At 64.0% G+C, this 24,745-nt stretch carries 25 protein-coding genes and 1 pseudogene; 14 read left to right on the plus strand and 12 right to left on the minus strand.

Annotated elements, in window-relative coordinates; all coding sequences use genetic code 11:
• The 3 genes from ilvC to VGO12_RS07130 form a co-directional block, all read left to right on the plus strand.
• A partial coding sequence (gene ilvC, locus VGO12_RS07120; RefSeq protein ID WP_327495824.1) for a ketol-acid reductoisomerase occupies positions 1 to 667 on the plus strand: 667 nt, incomplete at its 5' end.
• Positions 668 to 854: 187 nt separating this feature from the next.
• Complete coding sequence (locus VGO12_RS07125; protein WP_327512023.1) at positions 855 to 1,493, plus strand: hypothetical protein; 639 nt, start codon at positions 855 to 857, stop codon at positions 1,491 to 1,493.
• Between the two features lie 30 nt (positions 1,494 to 1,523).
• Positions 1,524 to 2,147, plus strand: a complete 624-nt coding sequence (locus VGO12_RS07130) for a hypothetical protein (RefSeq protein ID WP_327512024.1) — start codon at positions 1,524 to 1,526, stop codon at positions 2,145 to 2,147.
• A gap of 41 nt (positions 2,148 to 2,188) precedes the next feature.
• Here the strand turns inward: VGO12_RS07130 and VGO12_RS07135 are convergent, their stop codons facing one another.
• The 9 genes and pseudogenes from VGO12_RS07135 to VGO12_RS07175 form a co-directional block, all read right to left on the minus strand.
• The gene (locus VGO12_RS07135; protein WP_327512025.1) at positions 2,189 to 3,103 is read right to left on the minus strand and encodes a pyridoxal-phosphate dependent enzyme; all 915 of its coding nucleotides are present in this window, start codon (positions 3,101 to 3,103) and stop codon (positions 2,189 to 2,191) included.
• Positions 3,104 to 3,329: 226 nt separating this feature from the next.
• The gene (locus VGO12_RS07140) at positions 3,330 to 3,452 is read right to left on the minus strand and encodes a hypothetical protein (RefSeq protein ID WP_327512026.1); all 123 of its coding nucleotides are present in this window, start codon (positions 3,450 to 3,452) and stop codon (positions 3,330 to 3,332) included.
• 8 nt (positions 3,453 to 3,460) lie between these two features.
• Complete coding sequence (locus tag VGO12_RS07145) at positions 3,461 to 3,688, minus strand: hypothetical protein (RefSeq protein ID WP_327512027.1); 228 nt, start codon at positions 3,686 to 3,688, stop codon at positions 3,461 to 3,463.
• Between the two features lie 156 nt (positions 3,689 to 3,844).
• Positions 3,845 to 4,081, minus strand: coding sequence for a 30S ribosomal protein S21 (rpsU, locus tag VGO12_RS07150; protein ID WP_327512028.1), 237 nt, complete (start codon positions 4,079 to 4,081; stop codon positions 3,845 to 3,847).
• A 235-nt stretch (positions 4,082 to 4,316) separates the two neighbouring features.
• Positions 4,317 to 4,526 (minus strand): cold-shock protein, encoded by a 210-nt coding sequence (locus VGO12_RS07155; protein ID WP_327512029.1) that lies wholly within the window; start codon positions 4,524 to 4,526, stop codon positions 4,317 to 4,319.
• Between the two features lie 452 nt (positions 4,527 to 4,978).
• Positions 4,979 to 5,218, minus strand: a complete 240-nt coding sequence (locus tag VGO12_RS07160; RefSeq protein ID WP_327512030.1) for a helix-turn-helix transcriptional regulator — start codon at positions 5,216 to 5,218, stop codon at positions 4,979 to 4,981.
• Positions 5,219 to 5,630: 412 nt separating this feature from the next.
• Positions 5,631 to 7,173: pseudogene (locus VGO12_RS07165) on the minus strand (acetolactate synthase large subunit).
• 96 nt (positions 7,174 to 7,269) lie between these two features.
• Positions 7,270 to 7,902 (minus strand): LysE family translocator, encoded by a 633-nt coding sequence (locus VGO12_RS07170; RefSeq protein WP_327512031.1) that lies wholly within the window; start codon positions 7,900 to 7,902, stop codon positions 7,270 to 7,272.
• A 160-nt stretch (positions 7,903 to 8,062) separates the two neighbouring features.
• A complete protein-coding gene (locus VGO12_RS07175) occupies positions 8,063 to 8,686 on the minus strand; it encodes an FMN-binding negative transcriptional regulator (RefSeq protein WP_327512032.1) in 624 nt (207 codons plus the stop codon).
• Between the two features lie 87 nt (positions 8,687 to 8,773).
• Between VGO12_RS07175 and VGO12_RS07180 the strand changes: the two genes are divergently transcribed.
• From VGO12_RS07180 to VGO12_RS07230, 11 genes are all read left to right on the plus strand, one after another.
• Positions 8,774 to 10,273 carry a PLP-dependent aminotransferase family protein gene (locus VGO12_RS07180; protein ID WP_327512097.1) on the plus strand — a complete coding sequence of 500 codons (1,500 nt, stop codon included), beginning with the start codon at positions 8,774 to 8,776 and terminating at the stop codon, positions 10,271 to 10,273.
• 154 nt (positions 10,274 to 10,427) lie between these two features.
• A complete protein-coding gene (locus VGO12_RS07185; RefSeq protein ID WP_327512033.1) occupies positions 10,428 to 11,000 on the plus strand; it encodes a hypothetical protein in 573 nt (190 codons plus the stop codon).
• A 69-nt stretch (positions 11,001 to 11,069) separates the two neighbouring features.
• A complete protein-coding gene (locus VGO12_RS07190) occupies positions 11,070 to 12,053 on the plus strand; it encodes a threo-3-hydroxy-L-aspartate ammonia-lyase (protein ID WP_414650686.1) in 984 nt (327 codons plus the stop codon).
• A 298-nt stretch (positions 12,054 to 12,351) separates the two neighbouring features.
• Complete coding sequence (locus VGO12_RS07195; RefSeq protein ID WP_327512034.1) at positions 12,352 to 13,014, plus strand: peroxiredoxin; 663 nt, start codon at positions 12,352 to 12,354, stop codon at positions 13,012 to 13,014.
• 351 nt (positions 13,015 to 13,365) lie between these two features.
• Positions 13,366 to 14,415, plus strand: a complete 1,050-nt coding sequence (locus tag VGO12_RS07200; protein WP_327512035.1) for an MBL fold metallo-hydrolase — start codon at positions 13,366 to 13,368, stop codon at positions 14,413 to 14,415.
• Between the two features lie 89 nt (positions 14,416 to 14,504).
• A complete protein-coding gene (locus VGO12_RS07205) occupies positions 14,505 to 14,720 on the plus strand; it encodes a hypothetical protein (RefSeq protein WP_327512036.1) in 216 nt (71 codons plus the stop codon).
• Positions 14,721 to 14,944: 224 nt separating this feature from the next.
• Positions 14,945 to 16,678, plus strand: a complete 1,734-nt coding sequence (locus VGO12_RS07210) for a methyl-accepting chemotaxis protein (RefSeq protein ID WP_327512037.1) — start codon at positions 14,945 to 14,947, stop codon at positions 16,676 to 16,678.
• Positions 16,679 to 16,960: 282 nt separating this feature from the next.
• Entirely contained in the window at positions 16,961 to 17,917 is a 957-nt protein-coding gene (locus VGO12_RS07215) for a glycine betaine ABC transporter substrate-binding protein (protein WP_327512038.1), read from the plus strand.
• Positions 17,914 to 18,612, plus strand: coding sequence for a L,D-transpeptidase (locus VGO12_RS07220; RefSeq protein ID WP_327512039.1), 699 nt, complete (start codon positions 17,914 to 17,916; stop codon positions 18,610 to 18,612). The genes VGO12_RS07215 and VGO12_RS07220 overlap by 4 nt, the downstream gene beginning before the upstream one ends.
• Before the next feature lie 162 nt (positions 18,613 to 18,774).
• On the plus strand, positions 18,775 to 19,080 hold the full coding sequence (locus tag VGO12_RS07225; protein ID WP_327512040.1) for a hypothetical protein: 306 nt from the start codon (positions 18,775 to 18,777) through the stop codon (positions 19,078 to 19,080).
• 174 nt (positions 19,081 to 19,254) lie between these two features.
• Positions 19,255 to 19,464 (plus strand): hypothetical protein, encoded by a 210-nt coding sequence (locus tag VGO12_RS07230; protein ID WP_327512041.1) that lies wholly within the window; start codon positions 19,255 to 19,257, stop codon positions 19,462 to 19,464.
• 252 nt (positions 19,465 to 19,716) lie between these two features.
• Here the strand turns inward: VGO12_RS07230 and VGO12_RS07235 are convergent, their stop codons facing one another.
• From VGO12_RS07235 to VGO12_RS07245, 3 genes are all read right to left on the minus strand, one after another.
• On the minus strand, positions 19,717 to 21,243 hold the full coding sequence (locus VGO12_RS07235) for an arylsulfatase (RefSeq protein WP_327512042.1): 1,527 nt from the start codon (positions 21,241 to 21,243) through the stop codon (positions 19,717 to 19,719).
• Positions 21,244 to 21,975: 732 nt separating this feature from the next.
• Positions 21,976 to 22,578 carry a class I SAM-dependent methyltransferase gene (locus VGO12_RS07240; protein ID WP_327512043.1) on the minus strand — a complete coding sequence of 201 codons (603 nt, stop codon included), beginning with the start codon at positions 22,576 to 22,578 and terminating at the stop codon, positions 21,976 to 21,978.
• A 393-nt stretch (positions 22,579 to 22,971) separates the two neighbouring features.
• Positions 22,972 to 24,588: an arylsulfatase gene (locus VGO12_RS07245; RefSeq protein ID WP_327512044.1), complete on the minus strand. Its 1,617-nt coding sequence runs from the start codon at positions 24,586 to 24,588 to the stop codon at positions 22,972 to 22,974.
• Positions 24,589 to 24,745 lie beyond the last annotated feature (157 nt).

The raw sequence follows: 24,745 nt of genomic DNA on the forward strand, positions 1-24,745 counted from the left end.
GCCGAAGGCTTCGCTCGACGTCGTCATGATCGCGCCGAAGGGCCCGGGCCACACGGTTCGCGGCGAATACCAGAAGGGCGGCGGCGTTCCCTGCCTCGTTGCCGTTCACCAGGACGCTTCGGGCAACGCCCTTGACCTCGCACTCTCCTACGCCTGCGGCGTCGGCGGCGGCCGTTCGGGCATCATCGAAACCAACTTCAAGGAAGAGTGCGAAACCGACCTCTTCGGCGAACAGGTCGTTCTGTGCGGCGGTCTCGTCGAGCTCATCCGCGCCGGCTTCGAAACGCTGGTCGAAGGCGGCTACGCTCCGGAAATGGCATACTTCGAGTGCCTGCACGAAGTGAAGCTGATCGTCGACCTGATCTATGAAGGCGGCATCGCCAACATGAACTACTCGATCTCGAACACGGCCGAGTGGGGCGAATACGTCACCGGCCCGCGCATCATCACCGAAGAAACCAAGGCCGAGATGAAGCGTGTCCTCAAGGACATCCAGACCGGCAAGTTCACCTCGGAGTGGATGCAGGAGTACAAGTCGGGTGCGGCCCGCTTCAAGGGCATCCGCCGCGTCAACGACAACCACCAGATCGAGGAAGTCGGCGCGAAGCTTCGCGGCATGATGCCCTGGATCGGCAAGAACAAGCTGGTCGACAAGGCGAAGAACTAAGCCTTATCGAACGGATGAATGAAGAAAGCCGGGGCGATTGCTCCGGCTTTTTTCGTTGGGCGGAGCCGTGAGCGTTGCCGGTGGCGTGCTCGGTGGTATCGTCGCGGATAATCAATTAGTAATTGCGAATATATTGGTATTCTGACATATTTGCCGGCTTGATCCTGCGTGTCTTCGGAGGGGCGCGATGGGCCGTATGACGATCGACGAGTACGTGAGCGAACGTACGAAGCGATATAGCAGCTCTCTTCTCGCAGAGCTCGGAGTGGCCTTGGCCAAGTCCTCCATGTACAGGAGGGAAGCCGATGGCAGGGTGACGATCGACAGCGACAAAGCTGATGCGCTCATTGCGAACGAGGCTGTACTGAGAGCCGCGAACTCTCACCGGGTTTTCTTGAACGACGGACGTGATGCGCGAAATGCAGGCGGCGAAAGCCGCGTCACCACAACGATTGCCGTGCTTTCGATGCTTGCCGCCTTTCTGGCCGCAGGACTGACGACCTACTCGAACAAGATCGCCGGCGACGCGCTGAAAAGCACCTTGGCGGCTACTGATGCGAAGAACCGCTATGAGGTTCAGATCCTGGTGGCAAACAAGCTCACCGAAGCCGCAATGGCAAGCGCAGACGAACTGACGAACAGATTGTTCGATTTCAACAGCGCGTTTGTGATCGCGAACGACCTTCATGAGGACGGCGGATTTGTGAACGGATGGCAGGCGTTCATCAGCAGATATTGCAGACGATTGAAGGACGAGAATTTCTTTAAAGATGTCGACGACCCGCTGGCGGACACACGAGCCATTTGTGAGAAAAACACCCAGTAGTCGCGCCCAGCTTGCCAAGGGAGAGGAAACATGTCGAGAAATGGCAGCTCCAGAAGAGCGTGGTTGCTGGGTTGTGGCGCGCTTTTGCTCTCTACGGCCTTATCTTTGCTGCCGGATCCCCGGTTCGCATTCGCGCAGGAGACACCCAGCGAGCAGCCGCCGAAAGATCAGATTGGCTTGATTAAATACAAGCGTGAGCGGTTCAGAGACGTAAGACGACGTGTCGACGAAGGAGACGTGACTGGCAAAGCAGTAATGAGCCTCGAGGAAGGCAATTGTCAGATAGGCAAGGCCCTGCTGGCGATCGTCAATGGCGAAGATGAGCAACTGCTCGCGGCAATGAAATCAGCGGCCTCCAGCTACCAAACGGCCATCGAAGCACTCACATTGCTGACAGACGAGAAACGCTTTTCCCAGGATATCAGCAAAAAGGATCTCTCCTTGCTTATCCAGACACAGTTGTTTACCGCTCCGCTCTCTACACAGAACGATCTTCTGAAGCAGTTACTGGCGCTCACGGTAAAGGCGAAGGCTGCAGCGGACCGCATCGGAGCCGGCAACGGAACCAACGCCGACCTGTCGTTTCTGGTTGATGCCTCATCCAAGATTCCGCGCATGCTGATGGCATTCATCGACGTTGTCGTTACCTCCTGAGGCGGACGTAATGAGCCGTGTCGAAGGCTCCCGTGGCGCTGTCAAAACTCCTGCCAGGCCTGTAGCCGCTCGACGGTGGTGGTGGCGCCGCCGCACACGATGATCAGGATGCGTGCGTGCGCGGCCAGTCGGTCGGCATGGGTGTAGGCGACCGAAAGGGCTGCGCCGCAGGCGGGCTCGACCAGCACGCGGTGATCGTCGAGGAAACGGATGCAGGCCGTTGCTGCATCCGCGTCGCTGACGACGACGCTTTCGACGGGGCGGGTCTGTGAGAGTTCAAAGGCGCGCTCGCTGACCTTGCGGGCGGCAAGCGAGGTGGCGATGCCGCTGACGGACGGGAGTTCCGTGAGCGCGCCCGCGTCGATCGAGGCGGCGAGCGATGCGGTGCCTTCGGTTTCGACGGCAAGGATCGGCACATGAGCAAGGCCGTTGCGCTGAAGCCCCTCGGCCACGCCGGCAAACAGCCCGCCACCGCCGACCGACAGCACCACGGCATCGAAGGCGAGACCGGACTTGACGACCTCGTCGATAACAGTCGCGTGCCCGGTCCAGAGCAAGGGGTCGTCGAATGGATGGATGAAGGCGGTATCGGCATCGACGGAGGCAAGGGCGGCGGCATTCGCCTCGTCCCAGGCGGCGCCGTGCACGATCACCTCGGCGCCCTGCTGGCGGATCAGGCTTCTTGCCCGCTCGGTCGTCGTTTCGGGAACGAAGACGGAGACCGGGATCGAGAGGCGGCGCCCGGCATAGGCGACCGCCATGCCGGCATTGCCGCCGGACGACGAGACGAAGCGGCGCTTGCCGGATGCGGCGTGGACTTCGCAGGCGGCGCCGACGCCGCGGATCTTGAACGAGCCCGGCGGCTGCAGCGCCTCCATCTTCAGAAAGACGGGGCGACCGGACGCAAGGCCGAGCGGCACGGATTCGATCAGGGGTGTTTCGATGTGAAGCGGCATGGGATGTTCCATTGAGGGCGCCTTGGACTTGGCGATACCGGTCTGTCGGGTCAACGCGCCCGCCCCGGTTGGTTTGCCGGGGCGCGACCTTGACCCATCGAGGGGCAATTTTCCCTCAGCTGCCAGCCCCTCGCAACCAGGTGCAAACCGGGAAGGGGAGCGACCGCGGGTCGCCAGCCGTCAAATCCAGAGATCGGTGCGGCGACCAGTCAGTTGCGACGCTTGGCTACCATACCAGGCCGTTGAGGACCATGCCTGCAACGAACAGCAGCGAAAGCGCGAGCGACGTCTTGATTGCCGCCGAAGCGTAGTCGTATCGGGGGATCTTGTTTGCCAGCGTTTGCAGCATCCTCACCTCTATTTTGTCTTAGGGGAGTTTCGCGACGGCTTCACCGTGTCCGTCGAGGCCGTCGCCGTTTCGGCGGCGGCACGCTCCAGGCGCTGCGCCTTGAGCTTCTCGGTCTTCTTGTCGCGTGCGACCTTCTCGGCGGCGACGATCGTGCGCGCCGTATGGTCGGTCGCGGCCGCTTTGTCGCTGGCCGATGTTCTGGCCGGTTTGAACGCGGCTTCCGGGGTTGGCTTCATGACGTGTCTCCTGAAGCGGGCGTTCCTTGAACGCCGCGTTCACAGCAGCGCACAAGGATCCAAGCCCATTCATGCCAGACGCCCATTCTCACCGGACGTATGTCCGTCCTCGGTGATATCGCCTGAGCCGGGCGCTCTTGCCGACCGAGCGAGACCTCAGCGGGGGCGTACGGCGCGCTTGGGTGCCGGCAGCAGGCCTTCGCGCTGAAGCTTCTTGCGCGTCAGCTTGCGCTGGCGGCGGATGGCTTCGGCCTTTTCGCGTGCGCGCTTTTCCGACGGCTTCTCGTAGCTGCTGCGTGCCTTGAATTCGCGAAACAGGCCTTCGCGCTGCATCTTCTTCTTCAAGACGCGCAATGCCTGGTCGACGTTGTTATCCCTGACGAGTACCTGCAAAACGTGTTCTCCTGTTTGTCGGTGGCGGCGCGGATCCGGCGCGTGCACCTGTCTGTCGGGCCGGCTTGCGGTCCCGGACTTGATCTATGTCGACGCGGTGGTCGGACGTCCCGTCCTGGGCATGAAAGGCCCCAAGACGCAAAAAGGTCGGGTTGTTTCCCGACCTCTTCCCGTCATTCAAGCGCCTCCCTGCCAGTTCATCCGTGGTCAGAGGAGGGCGAATGACAAATTGTGCTTAGGCCGACTTGAGATTGTCAGCCGAGCTCTTGCCCGACTTGCGGTCGGCAACCACATCGTAGGTCACCTTCTGGCCTTCGGCGAGCGAACGCATGCCGGCGCGCTCGACTGCAGAGATGTGAACGAACACATCGGTGCTGCCGTCGTCAGGCTGAATGAAGCCGAAACCCTTGGTGCCGTTGAACCATTTTACAGTGCCTGAAGCCATGACGATTTCCTTTCAATCGTTGAGTTTGCCAGAAAATACTTCTCTGGCGTTGATCGATATTTGAGAGGAGATCTGGCCGCGCAAAAGCGCCGCGTCAAAGGTCACAAGCAATATTCGATGGGGTGATATATAGACGATACTTTTCGAAACTCAATGAAAATATCGGATTATTCAGTTCCGCATCGAGGGGAAACCATCGCCAAAAGCCTGAAATGGCGGGTTTTTCGTGCGCATTTTTTCTGTCTATTGGCGCCTTATTTCGCTGGTTGAGGACTGAAATCCGGGCTCTTCAAGGGGCGTCCGGCGGCCGACCGTTTGCGGCGCCGCGCGTTCCGCGACGGTGACGGCCGGGCCTTGACCAGCGGCAGACCCGGAGGTTCGCTTGGGGGCGCGAAAAGGCTTGGAAGGGGCAGGCGGCGGCGCGCTTTTTTCTTGCGCACCGCCCGCCTTGGTCAGGCGGTGAAGGTCTGCGGCGAGACCTGCAAGGCGGCGGCGATGCGCTGCAGCTTGGCGGGATCGGTATCGGCGCCAAGTTCGATCTTGGATATTTCGATTTCCGTCAGGCCCGTCGTGACCGAGAGGTCATCGACCGAGTAGCCGGCGGTTTCACGCGAACGTTTGATTGCGGCTCCGATTTTGACGCGGGACAGATTTGCGCCCGGAGCTTTATGTAGGTCTTTCTTAAAGGACATGAAGTGTCTCCTTCGTTGGTCCACCGGCAAGGGACTGCCGGGTGAAGGGGGCCCAAAACTGAAATACGACTCAAATGAGATGATCGCTAACCTAGGGCGTCGCTAATATAAGCGCGAAGTTCGCCGTTGCAAGTTTGCGGCGGTTGTATTGATTAATATCGAATGTATTCAATTTGTTAGGCTGTGACTTTCGGGGTTTTGGCGGCTGAACGCGCTGAAAATCGCCCGTCATCCGGCCTGCCGGCCACCCTCTCTCCGAAGGCAGGGAGACGGGACTTTGTGGCGAGCGGATCGCTCCCAGAGCAGCGTTTGTGACGACACGGCGGCCGACTGTGAGGGGGGCGGTTTCGCTCGCGTGGATGCCTCTTCCCTAGCGCCTCACGCCGCGTCAGTCCGCGGCGTGAACTTGAGACTACGCCAGCCTTGCCTCGATAAGGAACGGGCCGCGGCGCGAGAGTGCCGCATCGAAGAGGGCCGCGAAGGCTTCGCAGGAGGTGGCGATCGCGGCCTCGACGCCGAAGCCGCGGGCCAGCGATACCCAGTCGAGCGCCGGCTGATCGAGGTTCAGCATGCGGCGGGCGTTCGTGCCGATCTCTTCAACGCCGACGTTGCGCATTTCGGCATGCAGGATGGCGTAGGTGCGGTTGGAAAAGATCACGGTGACGACGTCGAGATCTTCGCGCGCCTGCGTCCACAAGCCTTGAATGTTGTACATGGCGCAGCCGTCCGCCTCCAGGCAGATCACCTTGCGATCCGGGCAGGCGATCGCGGCCCCGGTCGCAAGCGGGATGCCTCCGCCGATGGCGCCGCCGGTCTGCATGATGAAGTCGTGCGGGGCCGAAAAGGCCGAAAGGGCGAAATATCGACGGGCCGAGGTGGCCGCCTCGTCGCAGACGATGGCATCCTCCGGCACCTTGTGGGCGACGATGACGGCAATCGCGTCCTCGGTGAGCGTGCCCGTCGGCTCGCCTTCGTCGGAGGCTGCCGCCAGCGCCGGCAGAGGATGGGTCGCGCTGATTCCGAGTTCGTCGCGCAGCGCTTCGAGCGACGCCTTGAGGTCTTCGCCGTGGCGGGCAAGCGTGACGACGGCGCTGCCTTCCGGAACCAGCCGGCCCGGCTTTCCCGGATAGGCAAAGAAGGCCACCGGCTCCGGCGCGCCGACGAGGATCAGCACCTTGACGTCCTTGAGTGTCTCCAGCGCCATGTCGATCGGGTAGGGGATCCGCCGCGGCGCCACCCGCCCGCGACCGCGCTGAGCGTGGGCAACGAGGACCTCGTTGAACAGCTCGATATTTGAGGCCGCAGCAATCCGCCCGGCAACGGCAAGGCTTTCTGCCTTTGCGGCTTCCCCGCTCAAGACCATGGCGACCCCTGCAGGATTCGAACGGATGAGGCGGGCCACCTCACGGACGGTCTCGGGGCTCGCGGGCGACGGCGCTTCGAGGAGCACCTTTTCAGGCGGCGCGTCAGCCGACAGCGGCGCCCAAGACGCGTCTGCCGGCAGGATCATGGTGGCGACGCCCGGTGGCGACAGGGAGGCGCGATAGGCGGCGGCCGCCGTCGGGCCGACATCGCCGGCATCCTTCGCCCGCCGCACCCAGTTCGACATCGGCCGGGCGAGGCCCTCGATATCGCTGGTGAGCGGTGCATCGAGCGCCAGGTGATAGGAGGCGTGATCGCCGACGATGTTGAGCACAGGCGTGCGGGCGCGCCGCGCATTGTGCAGGTTGGCTAGGCTGTTGGCGAGGCCCGGTCCGGTGTGCAGCAGGGTCGCGGCCGACGCCTTCGGCAAGGCCGAGGATGCAGCGCATCTGCGGCTTTCGATCAAGGGCTGCGACGAAGTGCATTTCCGATGTGCCGGGGTTGGCGAAGCAGACATTCACGTCATTTGCCAGCAGCGTGTCGACAAGGATATCCGCACCCGTGGTGCGCGCTCTTTGGCCGCCTTCTCCCATGCGCCTGTCCCCCCGATGGCCTCGGCGCATGATAACTGCACCATGCCGCCGCGCAAGACGCAGCCGACCGGCGTCAGGACGCGATACCGCGCGCCGTCAGGTCCGCTGCAGGGCGAGATGGGCCCCGAGCCCGATCAGCACCGTGCCGCCGGCCCGTTGCATCAGGCGCTGCGCCTTGCCCGAGCGGCGCATTCTCGACACGACGGCGCCGGCCAGAAACACGCAGACGAGGTCGGCGGAGGAAAAGAGCAGGTTGGCCACCATGCCGAGCAGCAGGAACTGCAGCCACACCGGAAAGGCAGCGGAAACATCGGTAAACTGCGGCAGGAAGGCGATGAAGAAGATCGCCGTTTTCGGGTTCAGCACTTCGACGGTGATGCTCTCGAAGAAGGCGCGGCGCGCCGATTTCGCCTCCACCAACGGCATTCCGTCTTCGCCGCTCGCCTTGGCGCGCATCAGCGTGAAGCCGAGCCAGACGAGATAGACGGCACCCGCAAGCTTCACCACCATATAAAGCGTCGGCACCGCATGAAACAGGATGGAAAGCCCGGCTGCGGCGGCAAAGACATGCACATAGCAGCCGATATGGATGCCGAGCGAGGCCATCAGGCCGGCAAGACGACCGCGCGCCACGGTCTGGGCGGCGGCATAAAGCATGGCCGGGCCCGGGATATAGGCGAAGATCGCCGTGGTGACGAAGAAGGTGAGGAGGATTTCGAGCGATGGCATGCTGTTTACACCTCGTCTTGCGGATGCGCGGCCTTGTCAGGGTAACGTTTTAGGGCCTTGCGCGGAAAAGTTGAAGGACAATATCACGGCCACCGGACGAAACGCCCCGGGGTGCCGCGCGTCGGCGGCGAGGCGTTCTTATCGCTGCCGGAATGCCGCGTCAGGCCGGGATTTCTTCCGCGACGAGGCGGTCTCCCGCGCGCTCGCTTGCTGCAAGCCCGGCCGCAACGCCCGCCCGGTCATCGGCGCTGCGGTTCTGGCTCATCTTGCGCTTGCCGTCGAGCCGGTCGATCGGCAGGCGCAGGCCGATGATGCCGCGCAGCTGGGCCTTGACGAAGGCGGCCGGCGCGTCATCCACGCGCCAGGGCTCGGCACGTCCGGCCTCGTGGCGGTTCGTCATGCGGGTGACGACATCGAGCAGCCGGTGCTCGTCGGTGAAGAACTCAGGCTCGCCATAGGCGTGTACGGCGACATAGTTCCAGGTCGGCACCACCTTGCCGTGCTCGCGTTTGGAGGCGTACCAGGAGGGCGACACATAGGCGTCCGCGCCTGCGAAGATCGCCATGGCCTTGCCGATGACCGACATCGCGCCCTGTGGGTTGGCGCGGGCGATATGGCCGTAGAGCGTGCCATTCGGACCCTCGCTCCGGTCGAGCAGCAAGGGCAACGGCGTTGCGAGCAGACCCTCGGCGGTTGCCGTCACCAGGGTCGAAAGCGAGGCGGCATCGATGATGTCGTGCAGGACGCTCAATGCTTCTTCCTTGAAGGCCGGGGGTGTGTACATCGTCGCGCTCCTTGTGCTTGGCCTTTGATAGTTGCAAACTGGACTGACGCGAATATCCAGTTCTCCTATAAATGAGTGGGCCAGTTGATGCATGGAGACGGCCGGGCGAGGGGTGGAGCCACGCGGCGCATCTATGAGGCGCTGAAGGCGCAGATCCTTGACGGCACCTATGCGGCGAGGGCCTGGCTGCCATCGACCCGCGCGCTTGCCGCCGAACTCGGCGTATCGCGCACCACCGTCACGGCGGCCTACGAACAACTTCTTTCCGAGGGCTATCTGGAAAGCCGGCAGGGTGCGCGGTCGCGCGTTGCGCCGCTCGAGCGGCAGCAGCCGACGGCGCGCAGGCAGGCAAGCCCGTCAGGCTCAACACAAACACCATCCGGACAGGGGCTGGCAGCAGAGGCGCGCCTATCGCGGTTCGGCACGAGCCTCGCGGACGGGCCGACATGGTTGCCGCCGGCGTCCGCCGGGCCGATCGCCGATTTTCGCTATGGCGATCTGTCAGCTGCGGATTTTCCGGATGCGGCCTGGCGGCAGGCGGTGAATGCGGCGCTCAGGCGAAGGCGGCCGCGCCTTGCCTATGACGATCCGAGCGGTTCTGCGAACCTGCGCGCAGCGCTTCAGGCCTATCTCTGGCGTGCGCGGGGGCTTCGCTGCGATCCCGGCCAGATCATCATCGTCAACGGCTCGCAGCAGGGGCTGGACCTTGCCGCCCGCGTGCTCGTCGATCCGGGCGACCGGGTGGTGATGGAGGATCCCGGTTATGTCATGGCGCGGCGCGTGTTTGCCTCGGCCGGCGCTTATGTCGTTCCGGTGGCGGTCGACGAGGAGGGGCTGAAGACGGACTTGCTCGACGGCGTCGGCGACGCGAGGCTCGCCTATGTCACGCCCTCGCACCAGTTTCCGCTCGGCGGCGTGCTTTCGGCGCGGCGACGGCAGGCGCTGCTGTCCTGGTCCGGGCGGACCGGCGCCTATGTGATCGAGGACGATTACGACGGCGAATATCGCTACGACATCCAGCCGATCCCGCCGCTCCAGACCATGGCGGATGCCGAGAACGTGCTTTATCTCGGCACCATTTCCAAGAGCCTGTCGCCGATGCTGCGGCTTGGCTATCTGGTCGTGCCGCCGCCGCTCCGGCCGGCCTTTGCCGCCGCCAAGCAGCTGATCGACCGCCATTCGCCCGTTCTCGAGCAGGAGGCGCTTTCGGCGATGATTGTCGATGGTGCCTATGAGCGTCATATCCGCCGCAGCCGGCGCAGCAATGGCCGGCGGCGCGAGGCGCTGCTCGCTGCCTTGAAGGCAGTACTTGGCGATGCGGTGAGCATATCGGGCGCCGATGCCGGGCTGCATGTCGTGGTCTGGTTCGAGCGGCTGGATAGCGCGCTCGAAGCCGTGCTTGTCGAAAAGGCGCGGGCGGCCGGCATCGGGCTTTATCCGGTCGCGCCGCTTTATGCGTCTGCCGGCGGCCGGCCCGACCGGGCGGGGATCGTCATGGGCTATGCGAGCCTCACCGAGACGGAGATCGCGAGCGGCATCGCGGCGCTTGCGGCGGTTCTCGGTGACATCACCGGCAATCGGGGGTGAACGCGCGCCATCACGGTCCGGGCGGGCCACGCGTCTCGCCGCCATCCGGTGCGTCGCATCCGGCGTGACGGCACGTCGTTACCGTTAGCCGCTTGCCTATCGAACCCACCCGGCCATAGTGCGCCATCATTTGGGCTCGTGGCGCAGGACGGTCATGAAGACAGTTTCCATTCATCCGCATCTCCACGATGTCTTCGGCAAGGCGCAGCCGCCGATCTATCTGCTGGCAATCGTCCTCTTCGGCCTCACCGTTGCCGTCGCCTTTGCGCTGTCGGTGTGGCCGGTTCTGGCCGCCGTGTCCTTCTGGCGTGCGGCGCTCGCCGTTCTCCTCGTGCTCGATATCGCCGCCGGGTGCGTTGCCAATTTCACGCCGTCGACCAACGATTTCTACGCCGCGCGTCCGCGCAATCGCTCGGTCTTCATCGCCATCCACGTGCATGTTGTCGCCGTCGCATGGCTTCTCGGCAGCGGACTTGGTCCGGCAATCGTCGTCTGGGCCTATACGATCTCAGCCGCGACGGCCGTCAATCTGCTGGCCGGCCGCGCGGCGCAGACTTTCGTCGCCGGCGTGCTGCTTTCGCTCGGCCTTGCCTTTCTGCCGCTCATCCCCGGGCTGACGCCGCCGATGGCGGCTGTCGCCGGCCTCTTCATGCTCAAGGTGCTCTTCAGCTTCGCTGTCGATCACTACCGGGCCGGATCCCCAAGCCCGTCCAAAAATGGGGGATGAAGCCGACATCCTTGCCTTGCATGACCGTCTTTAATAGCCTTCGACGTGGCGGGCTCAGGGGGCGACTCGATGGCAGTTTCAGCGGCAGGCGAGGCAATGCGAATTCCGACATTCGATGACGTGCAGAAGGCCAGGGGCCGCATTGCCGGGGTTGCGCACCGGACACCGGTGCTGACTGCGCGCACGGCGGATGCCGCGACCGGTGCCCGCCTGTTCTTCAAGGCGGAGAACCTGCAGCGCGGCGGCGCCTTCAAGTTTCGCGGCGCCTACAACGCGATCGCCGCCCTGAGGGAGAGCGGATCGCGGCAGGGCGTCGTTGCCTTTTCCTCCGGCAATCACGCCCAGGCGATCGCCTATGCGGCGCGGCTGCAGGGTGTGGCCGCGACCATCGTGATGCCGAGCGATGCGCCCGAAATGAAGGTCGCGGCGACCCGCGGATATGGCGCCGACGTGGTGTTCTATGACCGCTACGCGGAGGACCGCAGCGCCATCAGCGCCAAGCTGGCGGCCGAGCGCGGCGCCGTGCTGATCCCGCCCTTCGACCACGCCGACGTGATCGCGGGCCAGGGGACGGCGGCTCTGGAACTGATCGAGGAGGTCGGCGAACTCGACCTGATCGTCACGCCGCTTGGCGGCGGTGGCCTGCTTGCCGGCACGGCGCTCAGCGCCGGCGAGCGCTCGCCGGGCGCAATGCTCGTCGGCGTCGAACCGGAGGCCGGAAACGACGGCCAGCAATCGCTTCGCCAGGGCAAGATCGTCGAGATCAAGATCCCGAAGTCGATCGCCGACGGCGCCCTGACGCCGAGCGTCGGGCGGACCAATTTTCCGATCATCCAGCGCAGCGTCAATGAAATCGTCACGGTCAGTGACGCGCAGCTCGTCGAGACCATGCGCTTTTTCGGCGAGCGCATGAAGATCGTCGTCGAGCCGACCGGGTGCCTTGCGGCGGCGGCCGTGCTCCAGGGCGTGATCCCCTGCGCCGGCAAGCGCGTCGGCATCGTCTTGAGCGGCGGCAATGTCGACCTGGCGACCTATGGCGCGCTTCTGAGGTAGGCGGCCGGTGCGGGAAGCCGCCATCGGTCTTTCCGGTTGCCTTGGGCGGCAAAAGTGGCACACTGGACGGCGCATCATGGCGCCGACGGGTCCGTCGCCCGACGAACGTAATTGTAATAATCTGATTTTATAAGGGATTTTGTCTTCGGAACGTTTCGGCCGGAGCGCTGGACGTGGACGAAACCAGAGACGAACAGCGACCTTATGACGCCTTGGCGGACAGCGCGTGCTGCCAACAATGAGACTGCAGAGACCGTGCCCATTCGGGCGCGGCGATGATAGACAACTGGAGGGTATCGTGACGCTTGCAATTAATGATCTCGCACCGGATTTCGAGGTGGGGACGACCGATGGCACGATCCGGTTTCACGACTGGATCGGCGATTCCTGGGCGGTGCTGTTCTCGCATCCGAAGGACTTCACCCCGGTCTGCACGACCGAGCTCGGCTACATGGCGCGCATCAAGCCGGAATTCGACAAGCGCGGCGTCAAGATCATCGGCCTTTCCGTTGATCCGCTCGACCGCCACGCCGGCTGGGCGGCCGACATCGAGGAAACGCAGGGCCACGCGCCGAATTTCCCGATGATCGCCGATGTCGACTACACCGTGTCGAAGCTCTACGGCATGCTGCCGGCGCCGGTTTCCGGCGATCCGACGCAGCGCACGCCCGCCGACAACCAGACGGTGCGCAACGTCTTCGTCGTCGGCCCGGACAAGAAGATCAAGCTGATCCTGATCTATCCGATGACGACGGGCCGCAACTTCGACGAGGTGCTGCGGGTGATCGACTCGCTGCAGCTGACCGCCAAGCACAAGGTGGCGACGCCGGTGAACTGGAAGCAGGGCGACGACGTGATCATCGCCGGCTCCGTCAGCGATGACGACGCCCGCAAGGTCTATCCGGACGGCTGGAAGGCGCCGAAGCCCTATATCCGCATCGTGCCGCAGCCGAAGGGCTGAGGCGGCTGACATTCGGCGCGGCGCGGTGAGGATGCCCCTCATCCGCCTGCCGGCACCTTCTCCCCGCCCGCGGGGAGAAGGGACATGTGGCACCCGCCCGGCCCGAGCTTCGTCGATGTCTCGAAGTCCGGGCTGGGAGCGGTCGCCATGCAAAGTTGCTTGTCGCAGCGACGATAGCGAGAAACTCGGGGCGTGCGGCAACGTCCCTTCGCCCCGCTTGCGGGGAGAAGGTGCCGGCAGGCGGATGAGGGGCCTTCCTCACCGCGCGGATGAGGGGCAACTTGCCTGACCCAACCGCGCCGCAATGCGCCACGATTGGAAGCCGCGTTATCCTCTGCATGGGAGCCGCCGATGATCTTCCGGCAATTGTTCGACAGCGTGTCCGGCACCTATACCTACCTGATCGCCAGCCGCCAGGGCGGCGAAGCGCTGATCATCGACCCGGTTCTCGACAAGGTCGAGCGCTACCTGCAGCTCGTGCGCGAACTCGACCTGAAGTTGGTCAAAGCCGTCGACACGCATCTGCATGCCGATCATATCACCGGGCTCGGGGCGCTGCGCGACCAGACCCACTGCATCACCGTCATGGGCGAGCAGACGGCAGCCGACGTCGTCTCGATGCGGGTTACGGAGGGCGACCGGGTGTCGATCGAGGGGCTCAGCCTCGACGTGCTCTACACGCCCGGCCATACGGACGATTCCTATTCCTTCCTGATGGGGAGCGATTTCGGCCGGCGGGTCTTTACCGGCGACACGCTGCTCATCCGCGGCACCGGACGCACCGATTTCCAGAACGGCGACCCGCGCCAGCAATACGACTCGATCTTCAACAAGCTCCTGAAGCTGCCCGAGGAGACGCTGGTCTATCCGGCGCATGACTACAAGGGCGACACGGTGTCGACCATCGGCGAGGAGAAGCGCTTCAACCCGCGCCTGAGCGTCAAGTCGGTCGATGAGTATGTCGATCTGATGAACAACCTCAACCTGCCGAACCCGAAGATGATGGATGTCGCGGTGCCGGCCAATGTACATATCGGCCTGCACCAGGACGAGATCGCGCGACGCGGCTGGGCGCTTTCCGCCAAGGAGGCGCTGGCACTGTGCGGGCACGCCAGGATCGCGCTCGTCGACCTGCGCGAAAGGTCGGAGCGTGAAAAACACGGCACCATTCCCGGCTCGCTGCATGCACCCTATTCCAACCTGCAGGAAAACATCGCAGCCGGCGGCGTGCTCAACGAACTGGCGGAGGCGACCGGAAAACGCATCGTCTTTTACTGTGCCTTCGGCGAGCGCTCGGCCATGGCGGTCGAGGCGGCCCAGGCCGCCGGCATCTCCAGCGCCTGCCACATCGAGGGCGGCATTGCCGCCTGGAAGATGGTGGACGGGCCGGTCACGCATTGACCTTTGCGCATTGACGCCGGACGAATGCGCGCCATTTCCTATCGTAGCGTTCGTCCGAGCGTTCCGGGCAATGAGGGCAGGGTCACGTCATGCACAAATTCTCAGTCAGCGTCGTCAGGGAGTTCGAAGCCGACAGCGCCGAGGAGGCCGCCCTGCTGATGTATCAGTTTCTGACCCGTGAGGCGGCGCCGCTCACCTACGCGGTCACCGATGTCGCCGGCAAGGCGACCAGCCTGACGCTCGACCGGGACGAGGCGGACGAATTTTCCGGCGTCGATCATACGGCTGACCCCGGTAACTGGTAGTCACGGGCCACCGGCCCTGAAAAGCGGCGATGACCGTCTTTTCCATGCTGAGTTGCATCGCAGGCGGCGCTGTCGCGGGCCGTGCGAAAAACGCCCCAATCCAACCAAAATGGAAGCAAAAACGAGCGGTTGCGAAAACCATCGCTTAAGAAATTTATCATACGAATAGCTAGAATTTGCATGCATCCATTTTCAATTTGTTAGCTATGAGGCTCCGCTTTCCCATGTCTGGCCTGCCGTCATTCCTCACATCTGATGCCAAAGCCATCCTCGATGCGATCAACCGGTCGCAGGCGATCATCGAATTTGATCTCAACGGTAATATCCTCACAGCCAACGAGAATTTCTGCCAGGCCATGGGCTATGCGCTGAACGAAATCGTCGGCCGGCACCACCGCATGTTCGTACTGCCGGAGGAGGCGGCGTCGAGCGCCTATCGCGACTTCTGGGCGCGGCTTTCCCGCGGCGAGTACGACAGCCAGCAATACAAGCGCATCGGCAAGGGCGGCCGCGAAATCTGGATCGAGGCCTCCTACAATCCGGTCTTCAGGGGCAAGACACCCTACAAGGTGGTGAAGTTCGCAACCGACATCACCGCGACCAGGGCAAAGAGCGCGGACGACCAGGGCAAGATCGACGCGCTGTCGCGTGCCCAGGCGGTCATCGAGTTCACGCCTTCGGGCGAGATCATCACCGCCAACGAGAATTTTCTGTCGACCATGGGCTACGCGCTGAACGAGATCGTCGGCCGTCATCACTCCATGTTCTGCGAGCCGGCCTACGCGCACTCGCCCGATTACGCAGCCTTCTGGCGGGATCTTTCAGCCGGGCGCTTTGCCACCGACCAGTTCATGCGCATCGGCAAGGGCGGGCGCACCGTCTTCATCCAGGCGTCCTACAACCCGATCCTCGACGATGCCGGGCGCGTTTCGAAGGTGGTCAAGTTCGCGGTCGACGTTTCCGACCGGGTCTTTGCGGTCAGGGAGATCGGTGCGGGACTTGGGCGCCTTGCCGAATGCAATATCCGCATGACGCTGGACGAGCCTTTCGCCGGTGAACTTGAAGGCCTCCGGCGCGATTTCAACACCTCGATCGGCATGTTCCAGGAAACGCTCTCGGCGGTGCTCAACCAGACCCGCGCGCTCAACAACGACAGCCATGAGATGAAGGATGCGGCCGAGCATCTCGCCGACCGCACGCGCCAGCAGGCAGCAGCCCTCGAGCAGACGTCGGCAGCACTGGAACAGGCGACCGTCACCGTGCGCACCTCGACGGAAAACACCCAGCAGACACGCGCGCTGGTGCAGAGCGCGCGCCAGTCGGCGCACGCCTCGTCCGCGGTGGTGCAGGACGCCGTGACGGCCATGCAGCGCATCAAGGCGGCTTCCGAGGAGATCAGCCAGATCATCGGCGTGATCGACGAGATTGCCTTCCAGACCAATCTCCTGGCGCTCAATGCCGGCGTGGAGGCCGCGCGGGCGGGCGAGGCTGGCAAGGGCTTTGCGGTCGTTGCCTCCGAGGTGCGCGAGCTTGCGCAGCGCTCGGCCAAGGCCGCCAAGGAGATCAAGGCGCTGATCCACAATTCCGTCTCTGAGGTCGCCGAAGGCGTGCGCCTTGTCGGCGATACCGGCAACGCGCTGAAGGAAATCGAGGACTATGTCGCGTCGATCGACACGCGCATCGAGGCGATCGCGACGGCGGCGACCGAGCAGACGGCCGGCCTTGGCGACATCAACGGGGCGGTCAACGATATCGACGCCATGACCCAGAAGAACGCCAGCATGGTGGACCGCACCGCCGACGTCAGCGTCCGGCTGGCGGAAGGCGCGCAGCGGCTGACCGAGCTGGTGAACCGCTTCCAGCTCAACCGCCGCACCGAGCGGCGCGAGGCGGGCTCTTCCGCCGCAAATCGCAGCATCGGCGACCGGCGTCGGGCAACCGACGCAGAGGCCGCCTGATGGAGGCGGGGCCGGACATGCAGGGTGTCCGGCCCCGCTCCCAGGTTTTCCGCGCAAGGCAACCCACAACGTGTGATCGTCCGTCGTTGACGAAAGCCGCGGTTCTATGCATCCTGCCGGCCAGCATGAGAAGCCGGCCGATGGCGGAGGGAACGCCCCGGCTTTGGGCCATATCTGACAGATCCGCATGGCCGCAGCGTCCCTTGGCGCCCGGCACACGACGCATTCCTGATACGCATTCACGACGTCATTCGCATCGATCAATCGAGGCCGGAGGGGACTGTGAAGGGAAAGTCGAGGGTTCTGCCGGCGGCGCTGGCCGCCTGTCTTGCCGCTTCAGTGGCGCTGCCGAGCTTTGCCGCCGATCTGGTGATCGCCATGCCGAACTGGCCGTCCGGCCAGGCGACGGCGAACATCCTGAAGGAAGGCATTGCGAAGAAATTCGGCCTCACCGCCGAGGTCAAGGAGCTGGGCACGCTCAATGCCTTCGTCGGCTTCGAGGCCGGCACGGTCGACATCCAGCCGGAAGTGTGGCGGCCGAACTTCGAGGATGTCGTTCGCAAATACGTGACCGAGAAGGGTGTGGGCAAGCTGACCGAGCGTAGCGTGCCCGCCTGGCAGGGGCTCTGCGCGACGCCTGAAGCTGCAAAGACGATCAAGACGGTCGGCGATCTCAGCGACGCGGAAAAGACCAGGGTCCTCGACACCGACGGCGACGGCAAGGGCGAGATGTGGATCGGCGCCCAGACCTGGCTTTCGACCGGCATCGAGCGGGCACGGGCGGCGGGCTACGGCTATGGCGCGAACCTGACCCTGTTTGAGGCGGAGGAAGAGGTGGCGATGGCGGCGGTGGACGCTGCGGTCGCGACCGAACGGCCGATGGTGTTTTACTGCTATGCACCGCACCACGTGTTCGAGCTGCACCCGATTGTCAGGCTCGAAGAACCGCCGCACGATGCCGCCAAATGGAAGATCCTGCCGCCGAGCGACCCGCTGTGGGTGTCGAAATCGAGCGCCTCGACCGCCTGGGAGGCGGCGCATTTCCAGATCGCCTACGCCACCGCCTTCGGCAAGAAGCATCCCGATGTGGTGAAGTTCCTCGACAAGGTGGATTTCTCGCCCGAGGAAGTGACGAAGATGAGCTACGCGCTCGAGGTCGAACGGCAGACGCCGGCCGACTATGCCAGGAAATGGGCCGAGGACAATGCGGCCCGCATAGACGGGTGGGCAAAGCCATGACCGACAGGGCAGATATCGCGAAAGCCGACCGTTCCTCGTCGCGCGGCCGCCGGGTCGGCCTCGGCCTCGTCGTCGCGGCGCTCTGCCTCGGGCCGCTGGCAGCCCTTGCCCAGACGCAGATCTACGACGCCCGCACCAAGAAGTGGGTGGACTACGACAAGAAGAAGGCGCGGCAATATTTCGCCCGCACCAACCAGGTGCCGGAAGCCTTTCGCCGGCAGGTGGTGCCGTTCCGCACGGCGGAAAAGCCGGGCACGATCATCATCGACGGCAACCAGCATTTTCTCTATCTCGTGCAGCCGGGCGGGCAGGCGGTCCGCTACGGCATCGGCGTCGGGCGCGAGGGTTTCGGCTGGGCGGGCATCGTGCGCGTCGGGCGTACCGCCGAATGGCCGACCTGGACGCCACCGGCCGAAATGGTGGCGCGCGACCCGAACGCCGCCAAATGGGCGGCCGGCATGCCCGGCGGCCCGGACAATCCGCTCGGTGCCCGCGCGCTCTATCTCTACGAAGGCGACCAGGACACGATCTACCGCATCCACGGCACGGTCGAGCCATGGACCATCGGGCTCGACGTCTCCTCCGGCTGCATCCGCATGAACAACGACGATATCGTCGACCTGCATTCGCGCGTCGAGATCGGCGCCAAGGTGATCGTGCTGATGCAGGGGGCGGCGCTCTACAAGGGCGTCTGACGGTCCCGGTTGTTGCACGGCCTCGGGACAGGTGTGTTCGGGGCGTTTTCGAGAGGATTTCGAGCGGTTGCCGGGGGCAAAGGCGGCGGCTCGATTGAAGGCAGTGACAGGTTCAAGATCCGGCGAAAGCGCCGAAGGGGAGGAGACGCGGTGAGCGAGGGGATGTTGCGTTCGAAAGGCTTTCTTCTGGCGGCTGCCGTGCTCGCCGTCATCGCCGGCTGCCAGTCGCCGCCAAAACCGGAGGACATGGCGCGCACTAGCCTGCAGACGGCCCCGGCCGACCTGCAACTGCTGTGCGCCCACGCTGTCGCCGGTGCGGCCCAGGTCGACAGTACCAAGGTGCTGCCGACGAGCTCGCGGGCGCTCGATGCGACCTCCTACAACGTCGATCTCGACGCCGGCGGTCGCAAGTTCACCTGCATCGTCGACACGGCCGGCAGCGTGAAATCGGTCCAGCCGGCCGGCTGATCGGAGCGCCGCAGGAGCTGACGTGCGGGCACGACGACGGTGCCGGCGCGGGTTGCCGGCGACAGGGGCAGCAGCAATCTCGCAAGCGAAGGGCAAATTTGACCAGCGACCGCCTCACGATCCCTTTATTAGCTGAAGGCACCGCCCGACCGGTTTGAGCGCGCGATCGCCGCTTTGGCGAACAGGGTCGCGGCCGAAGGTGATCCCGGCGTCCTTTCCTACCGGTTCTTCGTGAACGGATCGGAGGGGAGCGCCCGCGGTGTCATCGACTACAGCAGCCCCGCCGCATGGATCGGCCATCACGACACCGCCATGGGCTGGCCCGAAATGACGGCGCTGCACGTTGTTGTCGTCCTTTCGGAGGTTGTCTTCCTGGCCCCATGACAGCTGAGATCCAGACGTGGATCGACAATTCCGCGCTGAGGGCGCGCATCAGCAGCGGCTATGACTTCGCCGGTGGCTTTTCGAGGCCGGGCGATGGGTGACGGGAATAGTCCGGCGCTCTGAGGGCTGAACGCCAGCGTTCGCATTCGTCCGGCATGACTCTCGTAAAATCATTTCACTGTTTCATCGATACAGTGAAATGACTTCCGCACGGAAAACGCTTCCACACTTTTCCTGGAATTGCTCTGGCGATCAGTCGCCAAGGTTGAACAGCGTCGCGGGATCGGCGGCGATCGGTGGGGCGTAGAAGGTGAGCCGTGTCGCGTCCATCAGAAGCAGCGGCTGGACCATCTCGCCGGCGAGGTCGGTGATCCGGTCCTGCAGTTCGCGCACCCGGTCTTCGCTTTCGGCCGAGAGATCCTTGGTCTCGTAGGGGTCGGAGGAAAGGTCGAAGAGCTCAATTTTCTGCGGCAGGGCCGCCTTCCAGATCAGCTTCCACTTGTCCCTGCGCACGGCGCCCGCCAGCGGGTCGACATTGTAGACCACCTCGGCCCGCGGCGAGGGCTTGCCCTCGACCAGGGATCCCCAGAGATTGACGCCGTCGAGGGGTTTGTTCTCGTCGAGCGGGGCGCCGGCGATCGCCGCCAGCGTCGGATACATGTCGACCACGTGGACCATGCCCTTGAGCTTTCCGGGCCTGATCATCTTCGGCCAGTTGGCAAGGGCGCTGACACGGGTGCCGCCTTCGTAGAGCGTGCCCTTGCCGTCGCGATAGGGGCCGTTATCGGCCGGCAGCCCACCGCTCACCTTGCTGTCGCCGGCAAAGAGCGAACTGGTCACGCCGCCATTGTCGCTGTGAAAGACGATCAGTGTATTGTCGCGCATGCCCTTCTTTTCGAGCGCCGCCATCAGTTTGCCGACGCCATCGTCCACCACCGAGATCATCGCCGCATAGGCGCGCCGGTTTTCGTCGGCAATGTGCTTGTAGCGGTCGAGATACTCCTGTGGCGCCTGGAACGGCGTGTGCGGCGCGGTGAAGGCAAGATAGAGGAACAGCGGCGCCTTGGGGTCGTGGCCTTCGACCACCTTCGCCGCCTCGTCGGCAAAAAGGCTGTTGTCGAACCCGGTTTCCTCCAGCGGCTTGTTGCCACGGTACCAGTCCTTCACGCCGTGTGACGAATGCTTGAAATGGTCGATCTCGCCGACCAGCGCGCCGTAGAACGTGTCGAAGCCGCGCTGTTTCGGCCAGAACTCCGGCTTGGCATGGCCGAGATGCCACTTGCCGACGAGCGCCGTCCTGTAGCCGGCCTCCTTCAGGGCCTGGGACAAGAGATATTCGTCGAGCGCAAGGCCATAGGATCCGGCGGCCGGGATCACGCCGGTCTGCAGCCCATAGCGCAACGGGTAGCGGCCGGTGAGGAAGGCGGCACGGGTCGGTGTGCACATGGGCTGGGTGTAGAATTCGTCGAAGACAACACCGGTTTCGGCCAGCTTGTCGAGGTTGGGCGTCCTGATGTCGGAGCCGCGGAAACCGAGATCGGCCCAGCCGAGGTCGTCGGCGATGATGTAGACGATGTTCGGAGGCGTCGTGCCGTCGGCGCGGGCAGGGGTCGCCGAGATGCCGCCAAGACCCGAAGGCAGGCCCGCGGCAAGGGCGACCGCTGCCGCTCCGCCGAGCAGCGCCTGTCGGCGCGTCAGCCTCGTCCCGCCTTTGGTCGCCTCGGTCGTTTCAAGGTCACGAGCGTTCGTGCTCGCGTGGCCCGCTTGCAGTCCAGACATGTATACCTCCTGGAAAGCCGGCCCGTCGGATGGCGGGTCGTTTTATTCGACGTCTCTAATATCTACACCTCCCGGTAGCGTCGTCAATCGGCGTGGCGGGGAGGGCGGGGTCGGGTTTTGCCTGACGGCCAGCTGCCCGCCTGCGGCCGCACCGGCAATGCCGGTTGGTGCCGGGCCGGCCCTTGCGGGTACCCCGCTCAACCGCGGGAGATGGTGGGAAATCAAGTCCTTCCGCGCTTGCCTGCGGAGGCGGCTTCCTACGCCCATGTCAGCGGAAGACAGCGAAAATGCCATTGTGCATCGCGGAAGAGAAAATGCTGCGTGGCAATAATAGTTCCGAGTAATATTCGATGATGTTCAGTATATTGTCGGTTTTTTCTTTCAAAAGAGAAAGATATGTGCTCTCATAGGTTTAGTTGGAAGGAGGACATGCCATGCTCTCATTCTTCGAGCATTTTGCACTTTTCGACGCCGCGATCGTTGCTGCGATCTGCACGCTTCTGATCCTGAGTTACTTCAGTCGCGAGGCCTGAGGCGACAAGCGGCAGCCGGGCGGGCTGTTGCCGGACATGTCCACGTCGGTCAAGGACGCGTCTGGTAAAGGCACGGCGCTGATGCCGGTTCGGCCTTTGACATGAGGTCGCAGGTGCGGCGCGCCTTCCGGCGGGGCCGATCGCCGGGCCCTCGCGGTATCGTATTGGCGGCCAGCGCGGCTTTCAGGCAGAGCGGCTTTCAGGCTGAGCGGGTCGCCTCGACATGCAGCCAGCGGGTCGGCTCGCCGTCGTAACCGCTACCATCCGCCTCTTCGATCTCAATCTCCGACCAGCCGGCCGCTTCGAAGCGGGTGCGCAGCCATTCGACCGAGGGATAGTTGAAGTAGCGGCCGAAGCGGTCGTGCCCTTCGGCCTCGCCGGCCTTGAAGCTTGCATGCAGGAAACCGCCCGGCTTCAGCGCCCGGCGAACGCGGTCGAGAACGTCGGTGAGTTCGGCGCGCGGCACATGCAGCAGCGAGGCCTCAGCCCAGATGCCGTCAAAACGATCCCGCCAGTCGATCTCCTGAAACCGGATCACCTCGACCTTGCGGCCGATCCTGAGCTCCGCTGCGCGGGCGAGCGCCGCCGAGCCGTCGCAGGCGGCGATATCGAGACCGTGCTGAAGCATGATGAGGCTGTCGTGACCGCCGCCGCAGCCGAGATCGAGCGCGACGGCGCCTGTAGGCAGGCGGTCCATGAAGGCGGCGAGGCGCGCGGTCGGCGGCTTGCGCTCACGCGCCGCATAGGTTGCGGCATTGTCACGGTAGAAGGCGAGGGTGTCGTCGGGGTCGGGGTTTGCCATTGCTGCTCTTTTCTGTCGAGTGCAGCAGAGGTGTAGCGGAAAGCGACGTGCCCTGCACTTGTGCGCAGCGCATCTGTTGCGTCCCTTCTCATCGAACCGTCGGCGCCATGGCCAGTCCCGGCGACACCGGTCGCGGCGAAACTGTTTGTTTCGCCGGTGCTTTCCCGGTCTGCGATGGAGGCTGCCGGCTCTGCGATGTGGAGAGAGATGACGCGATCAATGCTTAAGCGCGCGCTGCGCCGCATCGTCCGGCAGGAACGCTTCGCCGGCGCCGTCATGCTCGGGCTCCGTCTCCGGCTGCTCTTTGTGGCGGCTCCGGCGTGTCGGCGGTTCGGAGCGGAGGCCGCCCCCGCGCGGTTTGCCGGGCGGGGACGGGAGCGGCTGGTCTGAAGCCTACTGCTTGGCGTTCGACAGCTTGTCCATCACGTCGTCGAGGTTGAAGCTCGCCGGCTTCTGGCGGATCGGGAACTCCTTGAAGCTTTCGAGCCATTGCGCCACCAGCGCCTGCGAGGGGACAACGACAAAGGCGCGGTCGAAGAACCACTTTTCGTATTCGATCGATTCATCGCCGCGCTCGAAGGGATCGGCCCTCAGGTTGAAGAGTTTCGGCGCGCGCAGATCGGTGAACGCGTCGCGCCAGACACCGATACCGGTGCTTTCCTGTGCCTTGAAGACCACCTTCCAGTCCTGGATGCGCACGGAGACCAGTTCGCCGTCGTCGTTCCAGTAGAGGAAATCGCGCCGCGGGCCGTCGTTCACCTCGCCGCGGAAGAAGGGCATCAGGTTGTAGCCGTCGAGATGCACCTTGAAGCTCTTGCTGCCGGCCTGGTAGCCGGTCTTGCACTTGGCGACAATGTCGGGTTCGCCCGCTGCCGCGCAGAAGGTCGGGATCAGGTCGTAATGCGAGAACATCTCGTTGTAGACGGTGTTCGGCTTGATCACGCCCGGCCAGCGGATGCAGGTGGGCACACGGTAGCCGCCTTCCCAGTTGGTCGCCTTCTCGCCGCGGAACGGCGTGTTGCCGCCATCCGGCCAGGTCATCACCTCGGCGCCGTTGTCGGTGGTGTAGACGACGATGGTGTTTTCGACCAGGCCGAGATCGTCGAGCTTCTTCAGGAGTTCGCCGACCATGCCGTCATGTTCGACCATGCCGTCGGCATAGACGCCCTTGCCGGTCTTGCCCTCGGATTCCGCTTTCAGATGGGTGTTGACGTGCATGCGGGTGGAGTTGAAGTAGCAGAACCAGGGTTTCTGGGCATTGTGCTGGCGGTCGATGAAGTCGAGTGCTGCCGCCAGGAACTCGCCGTCGACCGTTTCCATGCGCTTCTTCGTCAGCGCGCCCGTATCCTCGATGCGGCCATCGGCGAAGGAGTGGATGACGCCGCGCGGGCCAAAGCGCTTCTTGAACTCCGGGTTTTTCGGATAATCCGGGTTCTCGGGTTCCTCCTCGGCGTTGAGGTGGTAGAGGTTGCCGAAGAATTCGTCGAAGCCGTGATTGGTCGGCAGGAACTCGTCCTTGTCGCCCAGATGGTTCTTGCCGAACTGGCCGGTGGCATAACCCTGCGCCTTCAGGAATTCGGCAACGGTCGGATCCTCAGCCTGCAGGCCGAGATCGGCGCCAGGCAGGCCGACCTTGGTGAGGCCCGTGCGGATCGGCGACTGACCGGTGATGAAGGCGGCGCGCCCGGCGGTGCAGCTCTGCTCGCCATACCAGTCGGTGAACATCGCGCCTTCATTGCCGATGCGGTCGATATTGGGGGTTCGATAGCCCATCATGCCGCGATGGTAGATGCTGGGGTTAAACCAGCCGATATCGTCGCCCATGATCATCAGGATGTTCGGCTTGCCGCCGCCGGCGGCTGGAGCCGTCGATTGCTGGGCGCTGGCGGAAGTTGCCGAAACCGTCAGGGCGGCTGCGGCCAGCGCACTGCCGCCAAGCAACAGGTCGCGGCGGCTGACGCTCAAGGGCTGTTCACTCTGTTCCTTATTGCTTACCGGATGCTTGCTCATGGCACGTTGCTCCATATCGGCGTGGATGACCGAGGCTTGGGCTGATGAAGGCAATCGGTGGTCGGCGGGGACTCTGCTCCGCCGGTGTGCAGGGAGCAAGGATGTAACAGTTACGTTTGCCTGCCCTTGCCGGCCAAGGGCAGGGCAGACGGCAGAA

This window comes from Ensifer sp., from assembly GCF_035999135.1.
In the GTDB taxonomy this organism is placed as follows: domain Bacteria; phylum Pseudomonadota; class Alphaproteobacteria; order Rhizobiales; family Rhizobiaceae; genus Ensifer.

What these genes read in the sequence shown, in the direction of transcription:
- VGO12_RS07130 (WP_327512024.1), top strand. Translation starts at nt 1,524, where the DNA reads ATGTCGAGAAATGGCAGCTCCAGAAGAGCGTGGTTGCTGGGTTGTGGC.
- VGO12_RS07145 (WP_327512027.1), bottom strand. Translation starts at nt 3,688, where the DNA reads ATGAAGCCAACCCCGGAAGCCGCGTTCAAACCGGCCAGAACATCGGCC.
- VGO12_RS07210 (WP_327512037.1), top strand. Translation starts at nt 14,945, where the DNA reads ATGTCTGGCCTGCCGTCATTCCTCACATCTGATGCCAAAGCCATCCTC.
- VGO12_RS07235 (WP_327512042.1), bottom strand. Translation starts at nt 21,243, where the DNA reads ATGTCTGGACTGCAAGCGGGCCACGCGAGCACGAACGCTCGTGACCTT.
- VGO12_RS07245 (WP_327512044.1), bottom strand. Translation starts at nt 24,588, where the DNA reads ATGAGCAAGCATCCGGTAAGCAATAAGGAACAGAGTGAACAGCCCTTG.
- VGO12_RS07240 (WP_327512043.1), bottom strand. Translation starts at nt 22,578, where the DNA reads ATGGCAAACCCCGACCCCGACGACACCCTCGCCTTCTACCGTGACAAT.
- VGO12_RS07185 (WP_327512033.1), top strand. Translation starts at nt 10,428, where the DNA reads ATGAAGACAGTTTCCATTCATCCGCATCTCCACGATGTCTTCGGCAAG.
- VGO12_RS07200 (WP_327512035.1), top strand. Translation starts at nt 13,366, where the DNA reads ATGATCTTCCGGCAATTGTTCGACAGCGTGTCCGGCACCTATACCTAC.
- VGO12_RS07125 (WP_327512023.1), top strand. Translation starts at nt 855, where the DNA reads ATGGGCCGTATGACGATCGACGAGTACGTGAGCGAACGTACGAAGCGA.
- VGO12_RS07180 (WP_327512097.1), top strand. Translation starts at nt 8,774, where the DNA reads ATGCATGGAGACGGCCGGGCGAGGGGTGGAGCCACGCGGCGCATCTAT.
- VGO12_RS07160 (WP_327512030.1), bottom strand. Translation starts at nt 5,218, where the DNA reads ATGTCCTTTAAGAAAGACCTACATAAAGCTCCGGGCGCAAATCTGTCC.
- VGO12_RS07205 (WP_327512036.1), top strand. Translation starts at nt 14,505, where the DNA reads ATGCACAAATTCTCAGTCAGCGTCGTCAGGGAGTTCGAAGCCGACAGC.
- VGO12_RS07225 (WP_327512040.1), top strand. Translation starts at nt 18,775, where the DNA reads ATGTTGCGTTCGAAAGGCTTTCTTCTGGCGGCTGCCGTGCTCGCCGTC.
- VGO12_RS07155 (WP_327512029.1), bottom strand. Translation starts at nt 4,526, where the DNA reads ATGGCTTCAGGCACTGTAAAATGGTTCAACGGCACCAAGGGTTTCGGC.
- VGO12_RS07190 (WP_414650686.1), top strand. Translation starts at nt 11,070, where the DNA reads ATGGCAGTTTCAGCGGCAGGCGAGGCAATGCGAATTCCGACATTCGAT.
- VGO12_RS07175 (WP_327512032.1), bottom strand. Translation starts at nt 8,686, where the DNA reads ATGTACACACCCCCGGCCTTCAAGGAAGAAGCATTGAGCGTCCTGCAC.
- VGO12_RS07140 (WP_327512026.1), bottom strand. Translation starts at nt 3,452, where the DNA reads ATGCTGCAAACGCTGGCAAACAAGATCCCCCGATACGACTACGCTTCG.
- VGO12_RS07135 (WP_327512025.1), bottom strand. Translation starts at nt 3,103, where the DNA reads ATGCCGCTTCACATCGAAACACCCCTGATCGAATCCGTGCCGCTCGGC.
- VGO12_RS07220 (WP_327512039.1), top strand. Translation starts at nt 17,914, where the DNA reads ATGACCGACAGGGCAGATATCGCGAAAGCCGACCGTTCCTCGTCGCGC.
- VGO12_RS07170 (WP_327512031.1), bottom strand. Translation starts at nt 7,902, where the DNA reads ATGCCATCGCTCGAAATCCTCCTCACCTTCTTCGTCACCACGGCGATC.